At 68.8% G+C, this 18,347-nt stretch carries 19 protein-coding genes and 1 tRNA gene; 14 read left to right on the top strand and 6 right to left on the bottom strand.

The features are described 5' to 3' along the window. Positions 1–75 precede the first annotated feature (75 nt). From C5E06_RS12605 to C5E06_RS12590, 4 genes are all read left to right on the top strand, one after another. Positions 76–996: a UTP--glucose-1-phosphate uridylyltransferase gene (locus tag C5E06_RS12605; protein WP_104307054.1), complete on the top strand. Its 921-nt coding sequence runs from the start codon at positions 76–78 to the stop codon at positions 994–996. A 12-nt stretch (positions 997–1,008) separates the two neighbouring features. Beyond that, a complete protein-coding gene (locus C5E06_RS12600; RefSeq protein WP_104307053.1) occupies positions 1,009–1,656 on the top strand; it encodes a GNAT family N-acetyltransferase in 648 nt (215 codons plus the stop codon). Positions 1,657–1,785: 129 nt separating this feature from the next. Next, positions 1,786–2,907 (top strand): hypothetical protein, encoded by a 1,122-nt coding sequence (locus tag C5E06_RS12595; RefSeq protein WP_104241812.1) that lies wholly within the window; start codon positions 1,786–1,788, stop codon positions 2,905–2,907. A 43-nt stretch (positions 2,908–2,950) separates the two neighbouring features. Continuing rightward, complete coding sequence (locus tag C5E06_RS12590; protein WP_104241810.1) at positions 2,951–3,877, top strand: hypothetical protein; 927 nt, start codon at positions 2,951–2,953, stop codon at positions 3,875–3,877. 41 nt (positions 3,878–3,918) lie between these two features. Here C5E06_RS12590 and C5E06_RS12585 read toward each other — a convergent pair whose 3' ends face one another. After that, positions 3,919–4,689: an AraC family transcriptional regulator gene (locus C5E06_RS12585; RefSeq protein ID WP_181062969.1), complete on the bottom strand. Its 771-nt coding sequence runs from the start codon at positions 4,687–4,689 to the stop codon at positions 3,919–3,921. A gap of 254 nt (positions 4,690–4,943) precedes the next feature. Here C5E06_RS12585 and C5E06_RS12580 point away from each other — a divergent pair. Beyond that, positions 4,944–5,019 (top strand) — tRNA-Ala (locus tag C5E06_RS12580). 519 nt (positions 5,020–5,538) lie between these two features. Continuing rightward, the gene (locus tag C5E06_RS12575) at positions 5,539–5,814 is read left to right on the top strand and encodes a hypothetical protein (RefSeq protein ID WP_104307051.1); all 276 of its coding nucleotides are present in this window, start codon (positions 5,539–5,541) and stop codon (positions 5,812–5,814) included. Between the two features lie 38 nt (positions 5,815–5,852). Here C5E06_RS12575 and C5E06_RS12570 read toward each other — a convergent pair whose 3' ends face one another. Next, a complete protein-coding gene (locus tag C5E06_RS12570) occupies positions 5,853–6,503 on the bottom strand; it encodes an NADPH-dependent F420 reductase (RefSeq protein WP_104307050.1) in 651 nt (216 codons plus the stop codon). 97 nt (positions 6,504–6,600) lie between these two features. Here C5E06_RS12570 and C5E06_RS12565 point away from each other — a divergent pair, with 97 nt between their 5' ends. The 4 genes from C5E06_RS12565 to C5E06_RS12550 all read left to right on the top strand — a co-directional run bounded on the left by C5E06_RS12565 (position 6,601) and on the right by C5E06_RS12550 (position 10,051). After that, a complete protein-coding gene (locus C5E06_RS12565; protein WP_104307049.1) occupies positions 6,601–6,951 on the top strand; it encodes a DUF2200 domain-containing protein in 351 nt (116 codons plus the stop codon). A gap of 56 nt (positions 6,952–7,007) precedes the next feature. After that, positions 7,008–8,309: a heparan-alpha-glucosaminide N-acetyltransferase domain-containing protein gene (locus C5E06_RS12560; protein ID WP_104307048.1), complete on the top strand. Its 1,302-nt coding sequence runs from the start codon at positions 7,008–7,010 to the stop codon at positions 8,307–8,309. A 78-nt stretch (positions 8,310–8,387) separates the two neighbouring features. Then, on the top strand, positions 8,388–9,593 hold the full coding sequence (locus C5E06_RS12555) for an MFS transporter (RefSeq protein ID WP_308471427.1): 1,206 nt from the start codon (positions 8,388–8,390) through the stop codon (positions 9,591–9,593). 8 nt (positions 9,594–9,601) lie between these two features. Then, entirely contained in the window at positions 9,602–10,051 is a 450-nt protein-coding gene (locus C5E06_RS12550) for a DUF1622 domain-containing protein (protein ID WP_104307047.1), read from the top strand. 73 nt (positions 10,052–10,124) lie between these two features. Here the strand turns inward: C5E06_RS12550 and C5E06_RS12545 are convergent, their stop codons facing one another. The 3 genes from C5E06_RS12545 to C5E06_RS12535 form a co-directional block, all read right to left on the bottom strand. Further along, positions 10,125–11,327 carry a TetR/AcrR family transcriptional regulator gene (locus tag C5E06_RS12545; RefSeq protein ID WP_181062968.1) on the bottom strand — a complete coding sequence of 401 codons (1,203 nt, stop codon included), beginning with the start codon at positions 11,325–11,327 and terminating at the stop codon, positions 10,125–10,127. A gap of 512 nt (positions 11,328–11,839) precedes the next feature. Beyond that, positions 11,840–12,043, bottom strand: a complete 204-nt coding sequence (locus C5E06_RS12540) for a cold-shock protein (protein ID WP_068478769.1) — start codon at positions 12,041–12,043, stop codon at positions 11,840–11,842. A 370-nt stretch (positions 12,044–12,413) separates the two neighbouring features. Next, a complete protein-coding gene (locus tag C5E06_RS12535; protein ID WP_104307045.1) occupies positions 12,414–13,223 on the bottom strand; it encodes a siderophore-interacting protein in 810 nt (269 codons plus the stop codon). A 156-nt stretch (positions 13,224–13,379) separates the two neighbouring features. Here C5E06_RS12535 and C5E06_RS12530 point away from each other — a divergent pair, with 156 nt between their 5' ends. From C5E06_RS12530 to C5E06_RS12520, 3 genes are all read left to right on the top strand, one after another. Next, positions 13,380–14,150, top strand: a complete 771-nt coding sequence (locus C5E06_RS12530; RefSeq protein WP_104307044.1) for an alpha/beta fold hydrolase — start codon at positions 13,380–13,382, stop codon at positions 14,148–14,150. 101 nt (positions 14,151–14,251) lie between these two features. Further along, positions 14,252–15,340 (top strand): GNAT family N-acetyltransferase, encoded by a 1,089-nt coding sequence (locus C5E06_RS12525; RefSeq protein ID WP_181059361.1) that lies wholly within the window; start codon positions 14,252–14,254, stop codon positions 15,338–15,340. Positions 15,341–15,432: 92 nt separating this feature from the next. Beyond that, a complete protein-coding gene (locus tag C5E06_RS12520; protein ID WP_104307042.1) occupies positions 15,433–16,383 on the top strand; it encodes an SDR family NAD(P)-dependent oxidoreductase in 951 nt (316 codons plus the stop codon). Here the strand turns inward: C5E06_RS12520 and trxA are convergent. Beyond that, entirely contained in the window at positions 16,323–16,709 is a 387-nt protein-coding gene (gene trxA, locus C5E06_RS12515) for a thioredoxin (RefSeq protein WP_104241786.1), read from the bottom strand. The genes C5E06_RS12520 and trxA overlap by 61 nt on opposite strands. Before the next feature lie 104 nt (positions 16,710–16,813). On the opposite strand from trxA, the gene C5E06_RS12510 reads away from it, so the two are divergent. After that, the gene (locus tag C5E06_RS12510; protein ID WP_104241784.1) at positions 16,814–18,301 is read left to right on the top strand and encodes an MDR family MFS transporter; all 1,488 of its coding nucleotides are present in this window, start codon (positions 16,814–16,816) and stop codon (positions 18,299–18,301) included. The last annotated feature ends 46 nt before the right edge of the window (positions 18,302–18,347 follow it).

The raw sequence follows: 18,347 nt of genomic DNA, 5'->3' as shown, positions 1-18,347 counted from the left end.
GGAGCTCGTGCCGCAATGACGCGCCACGTGCACCTGCGTTTCGCGATGGCATTCGGTGGCCATACGATACGGCCTATGTCCTCGCGCATCACTAAGGCCGTTATTCCAGCTGCGGGCCTCGGGACGAGGTTCCTGCCCGCGACGAAAGCCATTCCCAAGGAGATGCTCCCGGTCGTCGACCGTCCCGCCATCCAGTACGTGGTCGAGGAAGCCGTCGAGGCGGGCCTGTCGGACGTGCTCATGATCACGGGGCGCAACAAGACGACGCTCGAGAACCACTTCGATCGTGTCGCCGAGATCGAAGCGCTGCTCGAGGCGCGCGGGGAGACGGAGAAGCTCGATCGCGTCCGCGCGGCCACGAATCTCGCCGATGTCCACTATCTGCGCCAGGGGGATCCGCTCGGTCTGGGGCACGCGGTCCTGCGTGCCCACCAGCACGTCGGCCACGAGCCCTTCGCCGTCCTGCTCGGCGACGACATCATGGCGGGCGGCTCGCTGCTCTCGCGCATGATCGAGGTGCACGAAGCGACCGGCGCGAGCGTCGTCGCGCTCCAGGAAGTCGACCCGGCCATGATCTCCTCGTACGGCGTCGCCGCCTACGACGCGTCGTCGAGTGTCGAAGACGGCGTCCCGGGGGCCGGGCCGGACACGATCCAGATCACCGGGCTCGTCGAGAAGCCCGCGCTCGAGGACGCTCCGTCGAACTACGCCGTCATCGGCCGCTACCTGCTGCGACCTGAGGTCTTCGGGGTGCTCGAGCAGACCAAGCCGGGCGCTGGGGGAGAGATCCAGCTGACCGACGCCCTGCAGGTGCTCGCCGCGAACCGCGAGGAGCTGGGTGGCGTGGTCGGTGTCGTCTACCGTGGTCGGCGCTTCGACACGGGCAACAAGCTCGACTACATCAAGGCGACCGTCGAGCTCGCCGTCGACGACCCGAAGCTCGGACCCGCGCTCAGCCCGTGGCTGAAGCAGTTCGCCGCCTCGATCGGCGAGTAGACTCCGCTTTCTATGAGCGCATCCGTCCCCACGCTGACGCACGGCCCCGTGTCGCTGCGTCCCATCAGGGTCCGGGATGCGCGGGAGCTGGAGTCCGTGCTGCTCGCGAACCGCGAGTGGCTGCTGCCGTGGGAGGCGACGAGCCCAGGCGGCGGTGGCCGCTGGGATGTTCGGGGTGGTATCCGCTCGCTCCTCTCCCAGGCCTCAGCGCACACGGCTCTGCCGTTCGTGATCACCTACGAGGGTCGATTCGCCGGACAGCTGACGGTCTCCGGCATCAGCTACGGGGCCCTGTCATCCGCGACTCTCGGCTACTGGGTCGCACGTGAGTTCGCCGGCAAGGGGCTCGCGACGATCGCCACCGCGATGGCCACCGACCACTGCCTGCAGGGCCTCGGCCTGCACCGCATGGAGGTGTGCATCCGGCCGGAGAACGCAAAGTCCCTGCGGGTCGTCGAGAAGCTGGGCTTCAGGTACGAAGGCCTGCGTCGCCGCTACATCCATATCGACGGCGACTGGCGCGACCATTTCTGCTTCGGCGTCGTCCGCGAGGAGGTCCCTCAGGGCGTGCTGCGGCGCTGGCGCGAGGGCGTCGCAGACGAGCGCGAGGCGCAGGTGCCTCAGGCTGACTGGGAACGGACGGCGCAGCCCCTCGTCTGAATCGCCGCGACGCTGCGAGCGTTGATATCCGCCTGCTTCGCCGGTTGTCGCAAGAACTTCGACAATCTCGAATCAGACACTCCGCACCAATCGGGGTCGGCGGCTCGGTCCGCGCTTAATGTTGACGCCATGCAGTTCGGCAGCAGTCTCGTCCTCGCCCTGGCGGTGACGCTCTGGCTCGCCTATTTCGTGCCGACGTGGGTGCGCCGTCGCAACTACCTCGCAACCGAGGAGAACGCGATCCGGATGCAGCAGGCACTCCACTCGCTCGCGAACACGAGCGAGCTCGGTCAGGCGCGTGTGCGCGCCGACGGTCGCAGCGTCGTCGAGCAGGAGCGACGAATCAAGCGCGCGAAGGCTGAGGCAGAGCGCGCAGAACGCGAACGCGACGAAGCCGCGCGGCGTGCTCTTCCGACGGTCGCCGTCCCACGCTCCATCGAGGACCGCCAGCGGGCCGCCCGCGCAACGCGTCGCGGCCGGCTCGTCACGTCCCTGCTCACGCTCGCCGGTCTCATCGCTGTCGGCGTGGGAATCGCACTCGGCTCGAGCATCGGCGTCTGGTGGGTGCTCGTCGCCGGCGTCGTGACCGTGCTCGCCGGAGTCGCGGGCCTCCAGCGCCTGGCACGCATCGCGAACGCGCAGCGCCTCGCGGTGCGCGCGGCGGGCGGCACGCAACGGGTGCCGCGCGCTGAGCGTCGCCCCGACTCGACGATCGACTTCTCCGTGAGCGACGCGCCCACCGTCGAGATTCAGCCGATTGCGGCTGCGGATGACGCTGAGCCGCTCGCGAGCTGGGTTCCGGTTCCCGTGCCGAAGCCGCTCTACCTCGAGCGCCAGCCAGTCGAGGAGCTGACAGCTGTCGAGAACACCGGGGACGCCTCCGGTCGTCCGGGGCCGGATGGTCCCGGTGGCGGCGTCGAGGTCGAGAAGGTCAACCACCTCGAGCTGCTTCGCGAGGCTGCTCGTCGCTCCGAGCAGAAGATCCGGGATGCACACGCGCAGCCGGGCATCGCGACGTTCTCGACGCGCGCATCCGCTGCGACGGAGGGCATGCCGCTTGCGCAGACCGCTGCCACCCGGGCGGGGCTCGCGCAGTCGTCGCCCGCGCTGAGCGAGGTCGTCCTGAACCCGATCGTCGTCGCCCCCGTCGAGAAGCGGCCGAGCCGCTGGGCGAGCATGGGAGTCATCGAGGAGATCGAACCCGGGATGGGCGACCTCGACGCAGCACTGCGCCGCCGCCGCGTCGGCTAGTTGCCGCCGGGCTTCGCGCCCCATCCACTAGTGTGGTCGGATCATGGCTTCACCAGTAGACGGCGATCCTTTCGCGCTGACCGACAACGCATCGATCGATGTGCCGAACGGCATCTTCGCGGCGGGCGACGAGACGCTTGACCGCACTGGCGCGACGAATGCGCGCCTGGTGCTCGGCGGCCCCTTCGCACGGTTCCGGGCGGCGCCGTCCGCTGCTCGCGTGAGCTGGTTCGTCGCGGCGGTCGCGCTCCTCGTCGTGGTCGTCGTCATCCCCGTTGCGATCGGCTCCTTCGCGACGGTCCGCAAGGAATCGCTCGCGGCCTCCACCGCTGCTCCCGACCAGCCAGCCGTTGTGGTGCTGAGCGCCGAGACTCTCGCGGTCAGCGCGCAGGTCGATGCCATCGAGCCCGCCTATGTCATGTCGAACGGCCTCGTCACGGATGAGTCGAAGACGAAGATGGGCGACATGCTGACCGAAGCTCGTGAGCAGATCAACGTGAATGATGCCGCCGGTGCTGCCACGACGATGGAGGCGGCCGTGCCGTACTTCGTATCGGAATACTCGCAGCGCGTCGCGACGGCCGCCGAGACGCAGGTCGAGGAATACGTCCAGTCCGAGTACGAGACCGACGAGCGCCTGGCCGAGCTGATCGCGATCGTTCGGGAGAATGCGGACGGGCAGGACCTCACGGCGCTCGTGTCTGCCGTCATCGAGATCCCCCAGGTTGTCGGTGACGCGCGCGCCGAGCACTTCGGGAACCGGAGGACGTACGTTCCACCGGCGCCCACGACGGCCGCCCCAGCTCCGACGAGTTCCGCAGCGACCCAGCCGCCCGCAACGGAGGCGCCTCAGCTGACTCAGGCGCCAGCACCCTCGCAGACGTCCGCTCCTGAGCCCTCCAAGGATCCGAAGCCCGAGCCGAAGCCAACCGGTGGGCCCAACTTCACATCGGCCCCGAACGGCGACTAGCCGCCGCTGCGGTTCCGCTGCTTCGCGCGTCCGGAAGGCGCTCAGACGGTGAGGGCCCGCGCGCGGTAGTGGCCCGGCGTGACATCGAGGACTCGTCGGAAGGCATCGATGAAGGTGCTCGTCTGCGCGTAGCCGAGCGAGCGTGCCACGAGGGCGACGCTCGACCCGTTCGAGAGCTGCTCGAGCGCGGACTGCACTCGGACCATCTGGCGCCAGCTGTGGAAGGAGACGCCCGTCTCGTTCTGGAAGATGCGCGCCAGCGTCTTGCTGCTGACCTCGAGGGAGAGGGCCCACTCCTCAAGCGACGTGCGGTCACCCGGTTGTGCCCTGAGCGCATCCGCGATGGGGACGATGCGCCGGTCACGAGGCATGCGGACCTGGAGATCGTGGCTGGCCGGGTCGAGGTTGTCGAACAGGACTCGTTCGATGTTGCGACGCTGCACCTGCGAGATGCCCTCGGCCGCGAGTCGTGTGAGGAGCTCGTGGAGCAGGGGTGTGACGGTGACCCCGTACGCTTCGCGCGGGCGGAGGTACGATTCACGCTCCGAGAAGAATGTTGCCTGGAATTCGCACTGCGCCGATGCACGGCTCGTGTGGGGTGTGCCCGCCGGGACCCAGACGGCGAAGTGCGGCGGCACGACCCAGGCGCTTCGTTCGACGATGAGCTTCAGGACTCCACGTTGCACGGAGAGGAGCTGGCTGACGGGGTGGGAGTGAGGTCCCCACTCGAGTGGCTGGCCGGATTCCTGCCGGGGCGCCGCTGTCGCCGCGGGAAGCAGCGACGCAGGAGGCGAGATATCTGGTTTGAGCACGAGGGTGCGAGGGTCAGGTTGCCATGTGGGCAGCGGTCCGGCGGTGTGCATAATCTGACATGCTACACATGCTCGGACCGTTCCAACGCTCTTATATGCGAAGTCAAGAAGCGTACAGGAATTCTGCGCTTGCGAGCTCATCTTTTGGCGGTGCCGAGGAGTGATGGCTGGTCGGCGCTGCGCTCATGGTCGACTGTGGGGCTCCCGCGAGATTGGCGGTGTCGGGCGCCTGGTGGTAGAGTTTCCGTTCGTCAGGGCCTATGGCGCAGTTGGTAGCGCGCCTCGTTCGCATCGAGGAGGTCAGGAGTTCGAATCTCCTTAGGTCCACCAGACACAAGAAGCCCGCCGGTCTCCGGCGGGCTTCTTTGTTTGCTGGTGTCCGGTCTCAGCGGACGTGGTTCTGGGTGGGCGTGAGTTCCGATCTTTGAGCTGCTGCGTTGGCGTGCCTTGCGCTCCCACCTCCGCGGTGACCCGTGCGGCCAGCACGAGCCGTCGGGGTTCTTGGATCGTCCTCTCTGCCGACGGCGCGCTTGCCGGGAATGCCACCCGAATACGACCAGAGCATTGCGAATTGGTGCATTTTCGACGCGAATACCGCCGGTCTGATGGAGCGCGGCTGCGTCCCGGCTGCGCTTCGCTAGTCTCTGATCGTTCGAGGGGGAAGATGTGGATCAGCGCTGCAGTTTTCGGCGAGTCCTTGCGCCGCTGTCCCTGCTCGACGTTCGTCACCAGGGAGGCATTCGGACGTTGGTTCTTGGCGCGGGGACGCGGCGCGCATGGAAGAGCGCAGCGCGTGCCACCCGTGAGGGACTCGTCGGGCGTCGAATCGAGGCGCCGACGGTGCGGGCAGTGGCGGCAGCACTGAGGGAAGGCGGCTCGCTGCTGGAGACCTATGCGGTACGTCGTGCGACGCGCCGCCTCCTGCGCGCGTTGGGGGACGGGCGCATTCCGGCGCTGATGCCGACTCGGGTGCTCGCCGGGGTGACGGTGCTCGTCGAGTCCTGCAACCTGGACGGCAGCGCGGAGATCGCGCGGCTCAGCTACGCGGCACCACGCCAGGTCGGCACCCAGGCCCGAGGCGGAGCAGAGGCAGCTCCGCCACGCGCGATGCGCGAGCCGGGCTGAGTGCACGAGTCAGGACGTTCAGCGCCGGTCGGATGCGCTCAGGCGGTCTCGCGATACCGCTTGGCGGCCGCGACCAGGTCCCGCAGCTCCGCCTCGGACGCCTTCGCTCCGTAACCCGGGGTGTCGCGCTGGATGCGCCAGCCCTCCGAGAGTGGGGTGAGCGCAACGGTGTCGAACCCGAACTGGTCGTAGAGACCGCGCGCGAACTCCAGCGCCTCGTCGCTGTCGCTCGCCGCGACGAGCGCGCGACGCGAATCGGAGCCCGCTGGGCGAGCGTCGGCCGTGATGTCGGCCGCGGCGATGTGGTTGAAGGCCTTGACGACGCGGGATCCGGGCAGGTGCGCCTGGAGGAGCTCGGCAGTTGTGGTCGACTCATCGTCGAGCTCGGCGATGCTGCCGTCGCGCTGCGGGTAGTAGTTGTTGGTGTCGAGCACGATCTTGCCGGCGAGGGCGTCGACGGGGATGCTCTGGTACGCGTGCAGCGGCACCGTCACGACCGCGACGTCGGCGGCCTCCGCGACTTCGAGCGCGGTCGCTGCGCGGGCATTCGGTCCGAGCTCCGCCACCAGCGCGGCTAGCGTCTCCGGTCCGCGCGAGTTGCCGATGACCACGTCGTAGCCCGCCTCGATCGCCTTGCGCGCGACCTGGCTGCCGATGTTCCCTGCTCCGATGATTCCAAGAGTTGTCATGCTCGAGACAACTCGCGGAGGGTGGCGGCTCTTCCGAGATGACACCGGGTGACGGAATGTGACGCCGGTAGAATCGCGACGACACGGAGGAGCTGACATGGCCGGGCATCGCATCTACGGAACCGCATTCGCGGACGTCTACCCCCACTACGTGGCGAAGGCGGAGCGCAAAGGACGCACCAAGGCCGAGGTCGACGAGATCATCCGCTGGCTCACCGGCTACAGCGAAGCGCAGCTCGGTGGCACGATCGAGACGCGCGTCGACTTCGAGGCGTTCTTCCGCGATGCGCCGCTCATGCAGCCCAAGCGGTCGCTTATCACCGGGGTCGTCTGCGGCATCCGCGTCGAGGAGATCGAGGAGCCCCTCATGCAGGAGATCCGCTACCTCGACAAGCTCGTCGACGAGCTGGCCAAGGGCAAGGCGATGGAGAAGATCCTCCGCGCCTGAGGCCCGTGCCCGTCGGCGGAGTGCGGCGCGGTGCCCTCTGCCGGTAGCGTGAGGGTGTGAGCGCCCCGAACCCCGCAGGCAACCCGGCCACCTCCTCTCTCGGTCGCCGGCGGATCGGGGGCGGCGCGGGCTCTCGGCGCGGCGGACGCATCTCCGGCCTGGACCTTGCGAGGTTCCTCGCGCTCATCGGCATGATGGCGACCCACGTCTGGGTCACGAACGCCGACGGTTCGACGCCGGCGCTGGCCGCGTTCCTCGGCGGCAAGGCCGCAGCCCTGTTCGCCGTGCTCGCAGGCATCGGGGTCGTGCTGACGACGCAGCGACAGCGCGAGCGCCGAGCGTTCGGCGCCGCGGCCCTCAACGTCTTCGGGCGCGGCCTCGCCCTCATGCTGATCGGCATGACGCTCGGTCTCGTCCCCACACCGATCGCCGTGATCCTCGTCTACTACGGGCTCGTCTTCTGGCTCCTCATCCCACTGCTGCGGCTCTCGAACCTCTCCCTGCTCATGGTCGCGACCGCGTGGGCCGGCCTGTGGCCCTTCCTCTCCATGCTGCTGCGGGCGCCGCTCAACGTGGGCTCTGAGCTCGGAACGCCGAACTGGTTCGACCTGGCACATCCGCTCGAGCTGCTGCGCGGACTCTTCGTGACGGGCACCTACCCCGTGCTCACCTGGGTGGTCTACGCGATCGTCGGCATGGTGGTCGGGCGGATGCTGCTGGCGGCCCGAGAACGAGGCACGATCCTGCAGCTGAGCTTCGGACTCACGGCAGTCGGCGCGCTCCTCGCGCTGGTCGGAGTCGGCATCAGCATGCTGCTGGCGGGCCCCTTCGGCGGCCTCAACTCGATCGGTGCCTCGACAGGCACGGGGGCGCAGGCCTCCGAGCTCTTCTACTCGGCGGCGTTCGGCACCACGCCGACGGAGAGCAGCTGGTTCCTCGCCTCACCCGCGCCGCACTCGGGAACGACGTTCGATCTCGCCATCACAGCCGGCACCTCGCTCATCGCGATCGGCCTGTGCCTGGCTGTCTGCCTCCGACTCGGCGACACGGCCATCCGCGTGCTCGGACCCGCGCTGGGCGCTGGGGCAACACCGCTCACCATCTACGCGCTGCATGTGGTCGTCGCGGGTGTGACCTACACGACCCTCGTCAGCGGAGGGTGGCTCGCGGAGGCCCCCGAGCTGTTCTGGCTCGTCTCGAGCGCCCCGATCTGGCTGATCCACGTGGCGGGGGCCCTGGCTGTCGGTGCGGTCTTCTTCTGGTGGCAGCGGCGCGGCCCGCTGGAGGCGGCCGTGACCTGGACCGGCCAGCGGTTCGCGGCCCTCGCGGCGCCCCGCGCCTCGCAGACGGTGGAATGAGCCAGCGCCGCGAGTACTGCTCGCGCTGTGCTTGGATTGCTGCATGCTCAGCAAGAACCATGACATCGCGGTCGGGGAGTGACCTCCCGGGTTGACCGGCGCGCGCGCATCGCAGTCGCGGCCATGTTCCTCACCAACGGGGCGCTCTTCGCGAATCTGCTGCCACGCTATCCGGGGCTGAAGGCCGAGCTCGCGCTGAGCAACGTCGAGTTCGGGCTCGTCGTCGCCGCCTACCCGAGCGGGGCCCTTCTCGCGGGGCTGGCGGCCGCAGCGCTCATCCGTCGCTTCTGGTCATCGCGTCTCGCCGTGGCCGGCACGGCCATCACGAGCGTCGCACTGTTCGCCGCGAGCTTCGCCCCCAACGGACTGCTGCTGGCGGCCGCCTTCGCGTTCGGTGGGGCGGCGGATGCACTCACTGACGTGGCGCAGAACTCGCACGGGCTGCGGGTCCAGCGTCGCTTCGGGCGCTCCATCATCAACGGCTTCCATGCGATCTGGTCGATCGGGGCCGTGCTCGGCGGCCTCATGGGAGCCGCCGCGGTGGCGCTCCAGGTGCCGCTCCCGCTGCACCTCGGCGTCAGCGGCGCCCTGTTCACGCTCGTCGCGGTCCTCGCCTACCGGTGGATGATCCCCGGCCCGGAGCACGACGACGTCGAGGTCACGACGGCGGGGATCAGGGTCGTCAAGGCCGGGGCATCCGCTCGCGGCGGTTCGGCGAAGTACCTGGTGCTGCTCGCGCTCGTGCTGCTCACCGTGGCGGGCTCGGTCGTCGAGGATTCGGGCAGCACCTGGGCGGCGCTCTACCTGTCCGGTTCGCTCGAGGCCCCGCAGGCGCTCGCGGCCTTCGGCTTCATCGCGCTCGTCGGGGCGCAGTTCGTGGGGCGGATGCTCGGGGACCGGCTCGTCGACCGCTTCGGCGAGCGGCGGGTCGCGCAGGCGGGTGGCCTCGTGACCGCGCTCGGAATGGGCGTCGCGCTGCTGTTCCCGAGCGTCGGGGGGACGATCGCGGGCTTCGCGGCCGCTGGTCTCGGAATCGCCACGCTGGTGCCCGCGGCCCTGCATGCGGCCGATGAGCTGCCAGGGTTCAAGCCGGGCACGGCCATCACGTTGGTGTCGTGGCTCATGCGCCTCGGCTTCCTCGCCGCACCGCCCCTCGTCGGCCTGCTCGCCGACGCGACGTCGCTCCGCGTCGGGCTTATCGTGGTTCCGATCGCCGGAATCGTGGCGTTCCTGTGCGCAGGCGTCCTCGCGGGGCGCACTCGCCGATCAGATCCGACCTCCTAGGAGCAGGCATGCAGCAATCCATGGACCAGGTGTTCGAGATCGTCGCGGTCGTCGTCGAGGCGCTCGGCGCGTCGGCCATCGTCATCGGCATCGTCATCGCGGTGGTGCTCGCCGTGCTGGCCCTCGTGCGAGGGAAGGGCGGCAAGGTCGCCCTCGCGACGCTCCGCACCTCACTCGGAGCTGGCATCCTGCTCGGACTGGAGGTGCTCGTTGCCGCCGACCTCGTCCGCACGATCACGTCGAAGCCCTCGCTTGAGGACGCTCTCATCCTGGGACTCATCGTCGTGATCCGAACGGTGCTGAGCATGTCCATCCAGATCGAGATCGAGGGTGTGCTGCCGTGGCGCCGTGCCCTCACCACGAGCGGCGCACAGCTGCTGGCCGACCAGGTCAGAGCGGCAGGCCGTCCCGAGTCTGCAGGTGCGACCGGGGCCGATGAGGGGCGCACCGTCGTCTGAGGTGCCGGGTCGAGAGACGAATGTGGCCCGCACCCTGGACGGGGCGGGCCACGGCTCGTCGTGTGCTCGAACGTCAGACGTCGAGGACCGCGCGGAGCATGTGGGCGACGCGCGTTCGGTTGCTCGGCGTGTCCTGCCAGGCGAGCACTCGCCCGAGCGAGTCCACGACGTGGAATCCGGCGTGCGCGACGCAGCGCGCTTCCGAGGCGGAGAACTGCGGCTTCACGGCGCGCAGGAGTCCTGCCCACTCCTCGACGTGGTCGCGCTGGAGGGCGATGAGACGCTCCCGCTCGTCGTCGCCGAGGTTCGTCGACTCGGCGATGTAGACCTGCAGGAGCCGGTGGTGCGCGAGCTGGGCTTCCACGTAGGCGTCGATCAGGCCATCGAGCGCGGCTTCGTGGCTGTCGACGGCGGCGAAGACCTCGCGGGTCACCTGGCCGAGGTACTCGGCGGCACGTGAGCACGCAGCGGCGAGGATGCCGCTCTTGCTCTCGAAGTGCCGGTACACGCCGGAGGCGGTGATGCCGACGGCACCGCCGATCTCCTCGATGCTCACGAGGTTGTATCCGCGGGCGAAGAAGAGCTCGATGGACCGGGCGACGATCTGCTCGCGCTTCGCCGTTGAAGGGATTCCGGTGGCTGCGGGAGCGACGTACGACTCGATCTCGGGCAGCTCTGCCTCGAATGCGCGCTGGGCAGCCGCACGGAGGTAGTCGGCGGCGGCCGACGAGATGCTGGTGCGGTGCATCGAGACGCTCGCGAGCACGGCGAAGGCCGCACGACTCTGCAGGGCGGCGTCCTCGGTACGCAGGTTCGGGCGCAGTTCCTTGAGCACCGTCGAGAAGCGACCGTAGACCTTGGCGAGGCGCTGGTCGACGGACGCGCGATCGGCGGGCTCGAGGTAGCGGGACTCCCAGCGGATGATCTCTCCGGTGCCGCGGCGCTTGATGAGGCTGTCCAGCGTCGCGCTGATCAGCGCAGAGGACTGCTCGGCCGGGGGAGCGCCGATGACCGCTGCGCTCTCTGCCGCGTCGTCAGTGGCCGTCTCGACCGCGTCGACGATGCCGAACGCCGTGTGCTTGAAGAGGTCGTACTTGTTCGCGAAGTGACGGTAGAGGGCGGGGGCCGAGATGCCGACCGACGCTGCCACGTCGCTCATGCTCACCTGGTGGTAGCCGCGCAGGGCGAATGCCTGAGTGGCGGCGGACTCGATGCGCTGCTTGCGGTCCTTGGGGCGGACGACTGGGGTATGAGGCCACGTGGGGGGAGTGGTCATGGAGGGAGTGTTGCTCCGTTCGAGGTCTGGTGCTGGTAGTGAACGAGGCATTTCGCGGTCGGGGGTCCGCGCCTCGCCCAAGAAGGATACCTTCCTCCCTGCCAGTCGACCCTGGAACACACCAGATCCTCGGCTCACGGGGGAGGACTCCCCGTGAACGACGAATGCCGCCCTCACGCGGATCGTGTCTGGCCTCGGTGGCGGGAGCCATAAGCGCCGCCAGCCGCCAGCGCGAGCAGACGGAACTGCCCATTCCGCGTCGGTGAGGCGAGTGCTCTGCTCTCCCGCTCCACCAAGGGGGCACACGGGGTTCGCCGCGATCGTCGTCGTTGACAGATCGGAGGCTGCGGGCGAGGTGAAGTCGGCTTCTGCTTTGCGAACCGCGGGGTCATTCGTGGTGAGTGGTCAACGGGATGCACTCGCCGGGACAGACAAAACGAGTGCGACCCGAAGGTCGCACTCGTTGTGCGTGGTCATCCCGTCAGAGGACGGGGACCGCTGAGAGCCTGTATTTAGAGCGGGCGGATGCTCTCGGCCTGGAGACCCTTGGGTCCCTGGGTCACATCGAACTCCACGCGCTGGTTCTCTTCAAGCGTGCGGAAACCCTGGACGTCGATTGCGGAGTGGTGCGCGAAGACGTCGGGCGTTCCGTCGTCCGGAGCGATGAAGCCGTAGCCCTTGTCTGCGTTGAACCACTTCACGATGCCAGTTGCCATGTTTTTCTTCCTTCATTGTTATGCAGCCCGTACTTCGGGCGGGTGATCCGCGAACGGATCTGTGCTTATTAGGCACGGTTTATTTCGCGCAGGAATGCGCTGCCGAATCTCTGACGATTCGGGCTGCTCTTCCACGGCGCCGTAGGAGAGCAAAGATAAGGGGTGGATAAGTTCTTGGGCTCGGTGCTGTCTGGGGGCAGTTCCGATTCGGATGGGGCGCGCGCTCGACCCGTGTTAACTGCGGTGCTACTGGACGGCTTCCCGACGCTCAGCGCGTGAAACCAACGCTATCACGCTCCGCGCCCGCAATCGAAGGTGTTTTCTCGCGGAAAAGTCACGCGGGGTCACGCACTCGATTTCCACCGTTCGGTCAGGCCTGCGCGGCTTCGCTGCGGCCGAGTTTCCAGTAGCCGGCGAAGGTCACCTGGGTCTTCGGTACGGCGAGGTCTCTGACCAGGTGTCGGCGGACGCCGGTCGCGAGCTGCGACTCGCCGACGGCGAAGGCGTAGGGCGTCGAGCCCTCGAGTCGGGTGTCTCGTACTGCCTGCAGCGCCGTCTGGCCAGGGCGAGCCCCGTCCGGGCGTGTCACCCAGTCGAGCGTGAATCCCGAAGGCAGTTCCACGGGCTGCGCGTCCCCTTGAGATGGGATCTCCACGATCGCGTGCCCGCGGGCTGTCCTCGGCAGGTCGCGGAGGATGCCGACGATCGCGGGCATCCCGGTCTCGTCGGCGACCAGCAGCTGCCAGTCGGTGGATGCTGGTGGCGCGAATCCGCAGCCCTGGTCGATGAGCGCGACGGGCGCGCCGATCTGTGCGTCGCGAGCCCACGGGTCGGCGATGCCGGCGTCGCCGTGCACGATCACGTCGATGTCGAGCTGTCGTTGGGCTTGGCGGAACTCGCGCACGGTGTAGTTGCGGATGGCGGGGCGCGTGGACTGCGAGATGAGCAGGTATTTGAGGTAGCCCTTGAAGTCGATGCGGTCGTGCACGCGATCGAAGACGGTCTCGTCCTGCTGGGGGAGCAGCAGGCGGAACCACTGGTCGAAGCCGAGGCCTTGGAAGCGGGCGAAGTCATCGCCCTCCAGCGTCACGCGCACGACGTGCTCGCTCACGCGCTCTCTGGCCGCGAGGCGCGACCTGACGAGACCGCTCGCGGCGTGCACGGTGGTGATGTTCGACATGGTCGCTCCTTCGTGAGTTAGGTTTACCTTAGTCGCGGGGGTGCAGCTGGGCCAGTGGGTGGATCCGAGAGGTGCGCTGTCCGCGGTGCACACGGTGCCGCGTCTACGCTGGAGCGAGGGTGCGTAGCATTGAGAGCCAGCGAAGGAGTGGATCGCATGACGGGTGACGAGGCAGACGCTCCCGTTCGCGCGCTGCGACCACTCGGCTCCGCCAAGGCGGAACCGCATTCGATCGGGCCAAGAGGGCTCAGTGTCGACCTCACCGGCGGCAGCGTCGGAGTGCTGGTCCGCGTCTCCAGAGAGGGACGCAAGCACGACAATCTCCTGCTGCTCGGGGAGCCGCATGGTGCCACGGCCGAGACGCTCGCCGGGCTCCTCCCGGATGCACACATCCTGGCGCCGTCCATCGACGATCTGGGCTGGCCGCAGCGTTCGAGAGCGGCGAGGGACACGACCGCGCACGCGGTCGTCGAGCTGATGGACCACTTCTCCGTCGAGCGAGCGGTGCTCGTCGGCACGGAGACGGGCGCGGACCTCGCCGTCGCGGTCGCCGCCGCCCACCCGGAACGTGTCGGAGCCCTGGTTCTCGTCAACGGCGGCCTCGGCGACACCCTGCCCGCCGACGACGATGGCTCCTCCTCACGCGACGCCCTCGCGGGTCTCCGTGTTCCCGTCGCGTTCCTGTTCGGCGGTGCTGTGGCCGAGACGAACGGCTACACACCATCGTCGGTCAGCGCCACCACGTCGTGGTTGCGCCACGTCGACGCGCAGGAAGTCGCCGAGGGGCAGCACGACCGCTTCGATGAGCAGTCGATCGCCGTCGTCGCCGACATCGTCGAGAGCCAGTTCGCCTCCGTGCGGGCCAGGGCCGCGCATCCGGCGACCGGTTCGCACCGCATCATCGCGCCTGACGACGACGAGCGCTGACTCCAGAGCGGTCCCGTGCCGCCGCGCGTGTGCCTCCGGCGTCGTATGCTGGACAGTTGCACATGCGGGCGCGGCTTGCCCGGAGAAGTATTGGATGGTCTATGAGCGTCGCACCAAGCGTCGATCCCCACACGAACACGAACCCTGGCACCTTCACCGTTCGAGAGGCCCGAGCGGACGAATTCGCCGCCATCGGGGCACTCACGGTTCGATCGTTCGACTCGGGCGGGCACGGCAATGAGCGCTGGCGCGAGTCCCGCCGGGCAGCCGAACTCGACGTCGCCGCCCGCAGCGAAGCCGGGACCGTGCTCGTCGCCGTCACGGACGAACCCGAGCACGGCGCTCCCGAGATCCTCGGAACCTCGACGTTGCTGCGCGCCGGCACCGAACCGGCGCGTCTCGCCCGCGGTGACGAGGCGGAGCTGCGCTTCACCGCCGTCGCCCCCGAAGCTCGCGGCGCGGGGGTCGCAGACGCGCTTGTCCACGCCGCTCTCGACCTCGCCCGGCGGAGCGGTGCCCGCGCGGCAGTGCTCGATGTCGGCGTCTCGAACTCGCAGGCGCGGCGGCTGGCGGAACGAGTCGGCTTCTCGCGGGTCAAAGGGCGCGACACTGACGATGAGACGTTCGGAGCCGAGCTCGCCTACCGCTACGACCTCACGCAGACCGAAGGCGTTCGCCTCCGCCTGGTTCGGCACGACGAGGTCGAGCTGGTCGGGCGCCTCACCGAGCGCGCGTACAGCAACGACTACGTGGTCACGGCGAGCTACGCCGAGGACCTGCGGGACGCCGCGAGCCGAGCCAGTGAAGACGAGGTCTGGGTTGCCGAGGACATCGCGACCGGAACGATCCTCGGATCCGTCTGGACGCCACGACCAGGGCAGCGGATCTCGCAGCTCGCAAGGCAGGGCGAGCTCGACTTCAGGATGCTCGCCGTAGCCCCCGAGGCGCGCGGGCGCGGCATCGGACAGACGCTCGCGGGCCACGTCATCGCCCTCGGGCGTGATCGGGGCGCGTCGCGGGTCGTCATGAACAGTGGCCCGGAGATGCTCGGCGCCCACCGCCTGTACGAGCGGCTCGGCTTCGTGCACCTCACCGACCGGGAGGGGCCCAAGGAGGTCGCCCCCGGCGTCGTCGTACATCTCTACGCGTTCGGCTACGACCTGCAGGCCTCCCCAGCTCTGGAGATCTGACGCTCCTAGACTGCTGGGGCAGGATCTCTCAGCCACAGCCAAGAGGAGCGGACCATGCCGCGGTACGAGCACTTCGATGAAGGCGACGACGCGTGAGCGCCGCAGCTGAGTTCGGGCCCCACGACCTCTCCGGCAGGCGCTACCTCATCACGGGCGCGTCGACGGGGCTCGGCTTCTTCACGGCGAAGAGCCTGGCTGCCCGGGGCGCGAACGTCGTCATCACGGGACGAAGCGCCGCGAGGCTCGAGGCTGCGGCCGCAGCCATGGGACGATCCGAGCTCGTCACGACCCTCGCCTTCGATATCGCGGAGCTCGAGGCGATCCGCGGCGCGGCGTCCACACTCATCGGCGACCCGTCGTCAGCTGGGTCCGGGTTCGACGGTCTTGTCCTCAACGCCGGAGTCGTGCATCCGCCGACCGAGCGGGAAGAGACGAGCGACGGCATCGAGCGGGTCTTCGCAACGAACGCGCTCGGCCACTTCGCCCTCCTGAGCCACCTCTCAGTGGGGGCCACGCTCCGAGAAGACGCCGCGGTCGTGTGGCTCGGCAGCATCGCGCCCGCCCTCACGAGGGCACACCTCGAGGATGTGCAGCTGCGCGGCGGCTACACGTCCTGGAACGCCTACGCGCAGTCGAAGCTCGCGACGCAGGTGCTCGCGATCGAGGGGGACCGTCGAGCGCGCGCCGCTGGCGGGCACGTGCGCAGCCTCGTCGCGCATCCCGGCTACTCGACGGGCGGTCTCACCCCGACGATCCCGGGCGTCCACGAACCGTCGCTCGGCAAACGCACCCTGGACAGCCTCCTCGCCTTCGCGGCGCAAGGCAAGCACGAGGGTGCCCTCTGCCAGCTCAGGGCCGTCACCGACCCGCAGCTGGCAGGCGGGGAGACGATCGTCCCCGCCCACCTCACGCGGGGAATGCCCGTTATCGGCACCTCGCACTGGCGCAGCTACGACCCCGAGCTGGGGGAGAAGCTCTGGGCCTACTGCGCCTCGTTGGCGGGCGCAGCGCCCGACTTCTCGGCGATCTCAGCGCGAACCTGATCCATGTCGACGTTCTCGAGGGCCTCGATGAGCTTCTCGACCCCCGCGAGCGGCATGGCCCCGGCCTCGCGGTAGAGCAGCACGCCGTCGCGGAACGCCATCAGCGTCGGGATCGACGTGATCTGCAGGCCGGCGGACAGCTCCTGGTTGTTCTCCGTGTCGACCTTCGCGAACGTGATGTCCTCGTGGCGCTCCGAAGCGGCGGAGTAGATGGGACCGAACTGGCGGCAGGGGCCGCACCATTCGGCCCAGAAGTCGATGAGCACGATGCCCTCGGAGGCAACCGTGTCCTTGAACGTCTCGGTGGTGATGTCGATGGTTGGCATGCGTCTCCTGTCTCTGGGCGTACGGGGAGCACAACGCGCCCCGCCCGCCGGCTATTCCTCGCGTGGCGCGCAACGGCCCGACAAGGGGCGTAGCATCCACCCTCGTGGAAACAGTCTCCCGCCCCTGGCCCGCCCTCTGGGCCCTCGTCATCGGCTTCTTCATGATCCTGGTCGACTCGACGATCGTCTCCATCGCGAACCCGGCCATCCTCAGGGATCTCCAGACCGACATCACCGCCGTCATCTGGGTGACCAGCGCGTACCTGCTCAGCTACGCCGTGCCGCTGCTCATCACCGGTCGCCTCGGCGACCGCTTCGGCCCGAAGCGCATCTACCTCATCGGCCTCGTCGTCTTCACCCTCGCATCGCTCTGGTGCGGCTTCTCGGGTGACATCGGGATGCTCATCGCGGCGCGTGCCGTGCAGGGCCTCGGCGCCGCTCTCATGACCCCGCAGACCATGTCGGTCATCACTCGGATCTTCGCGCCGGACAAGCGAGGTGCCGCCATGGGGCTCTGGGGTGCGGTCGCCGGAGTCGCCACCCTCGTCGGCCCTATCCTCGGAGGGTTCCTCGTCGACGGCCTCGGCTGGGAGTGGATCTTCTTCGTCAACGTGCCCGTCGGTGTCGTCGCGTTCATCCTGGCCTGGCGTCTCGTGCCCGATCTCGAGACCAAGGCGCACTCGTTCGACTGGCTGGGCGTGGTGCTTAGCGCTGTAGGTCTCTTCCTGCTCGTGTTCGGCATCCAGGAAGGCGAGACGTTCGATTGGGGGCAGATCGTCGGACCCATCTCCGTGTGGGGACTCATCGTCTCCGGAGTGGTCGTGCTCGTCGGCTTCGTCGTCTGGCAGCGCTTCAACCGCAAGGAGCCGCTCCTGCCGCTCGGGCTCTTCCGCGACAGGAACTTCACGGTCGCGAACCTCGGCATCTCGGTGCTGGGCCTCGCGATCGTCTCCATGCCGCTCCCGATCGCGTTCTACTTCCAGACGGCGCGCGCACTCGAGCCGACGCAGGCGGCCCTCATGCTGGTTCCCATGGCCGTCGTGTCCGGGGTCATGGCGCCGTTCGTGGGCCGCCTCACCGACCGCACCGAGCCACGCTGGATCGCGTTCGCGGGATTCCTCATCGTGGCTGCCGCGCTCGGGTGGATGTCGCTGCTCATGACGGCCGACACGCCGCTCTGGCAGCTGCTCATCCCACCCGCCTTCCTCGGCCTCGGGATGTCCGGCCTCTGGGCACCGCTCGCGACGAGCGCTACGCGGAACCTGCCTCCCGCACTCGCTGGAGCGGGATCCGGCGTCTACAACATGACCCGCCAGGTCGGCTCGGTGCTCGGGTCGGCCGCGATCGCCGCCCTCATCAGCTCGCGCCTCGCGGCCGAGCTGCCCGGCATGCCGGCGGATGCCGCAGAGCAGAGCAGCGGCGCGCTGCCGCCCGCGGTCGCCGAGGGGTTCTCCGCGGCCCTGGGGCAGTCGCTGCTGCTGCCGATCGCCGCCTTCCTCGCGGGAGCGGTCGTCGTGCTGTTCTTCGAGAAGCCAAGGGCAGCGGCACCCGGCAGCTCCGCCGAGCCTGCGCAGACCCACGAGCAGGCCTAGCTCGTGACGAAGCCGGCCGCCGCGAGTGCGGCGACCGGCTTCGTCG

Source organism: Pseudoclavibacter sp. RFBI5 (assembly GCF_002931395.1).
Classification (GTDB): Bacteria; Actinomycetota; Actinomycetes; order Actinomycetales; family Microbacteriaceae; genus Pseudoclavibacter.
Note: the sequence above shows the minus strand (reverse complement) of the source record. Positions and strands in the feature narration are given on the sequence as shown.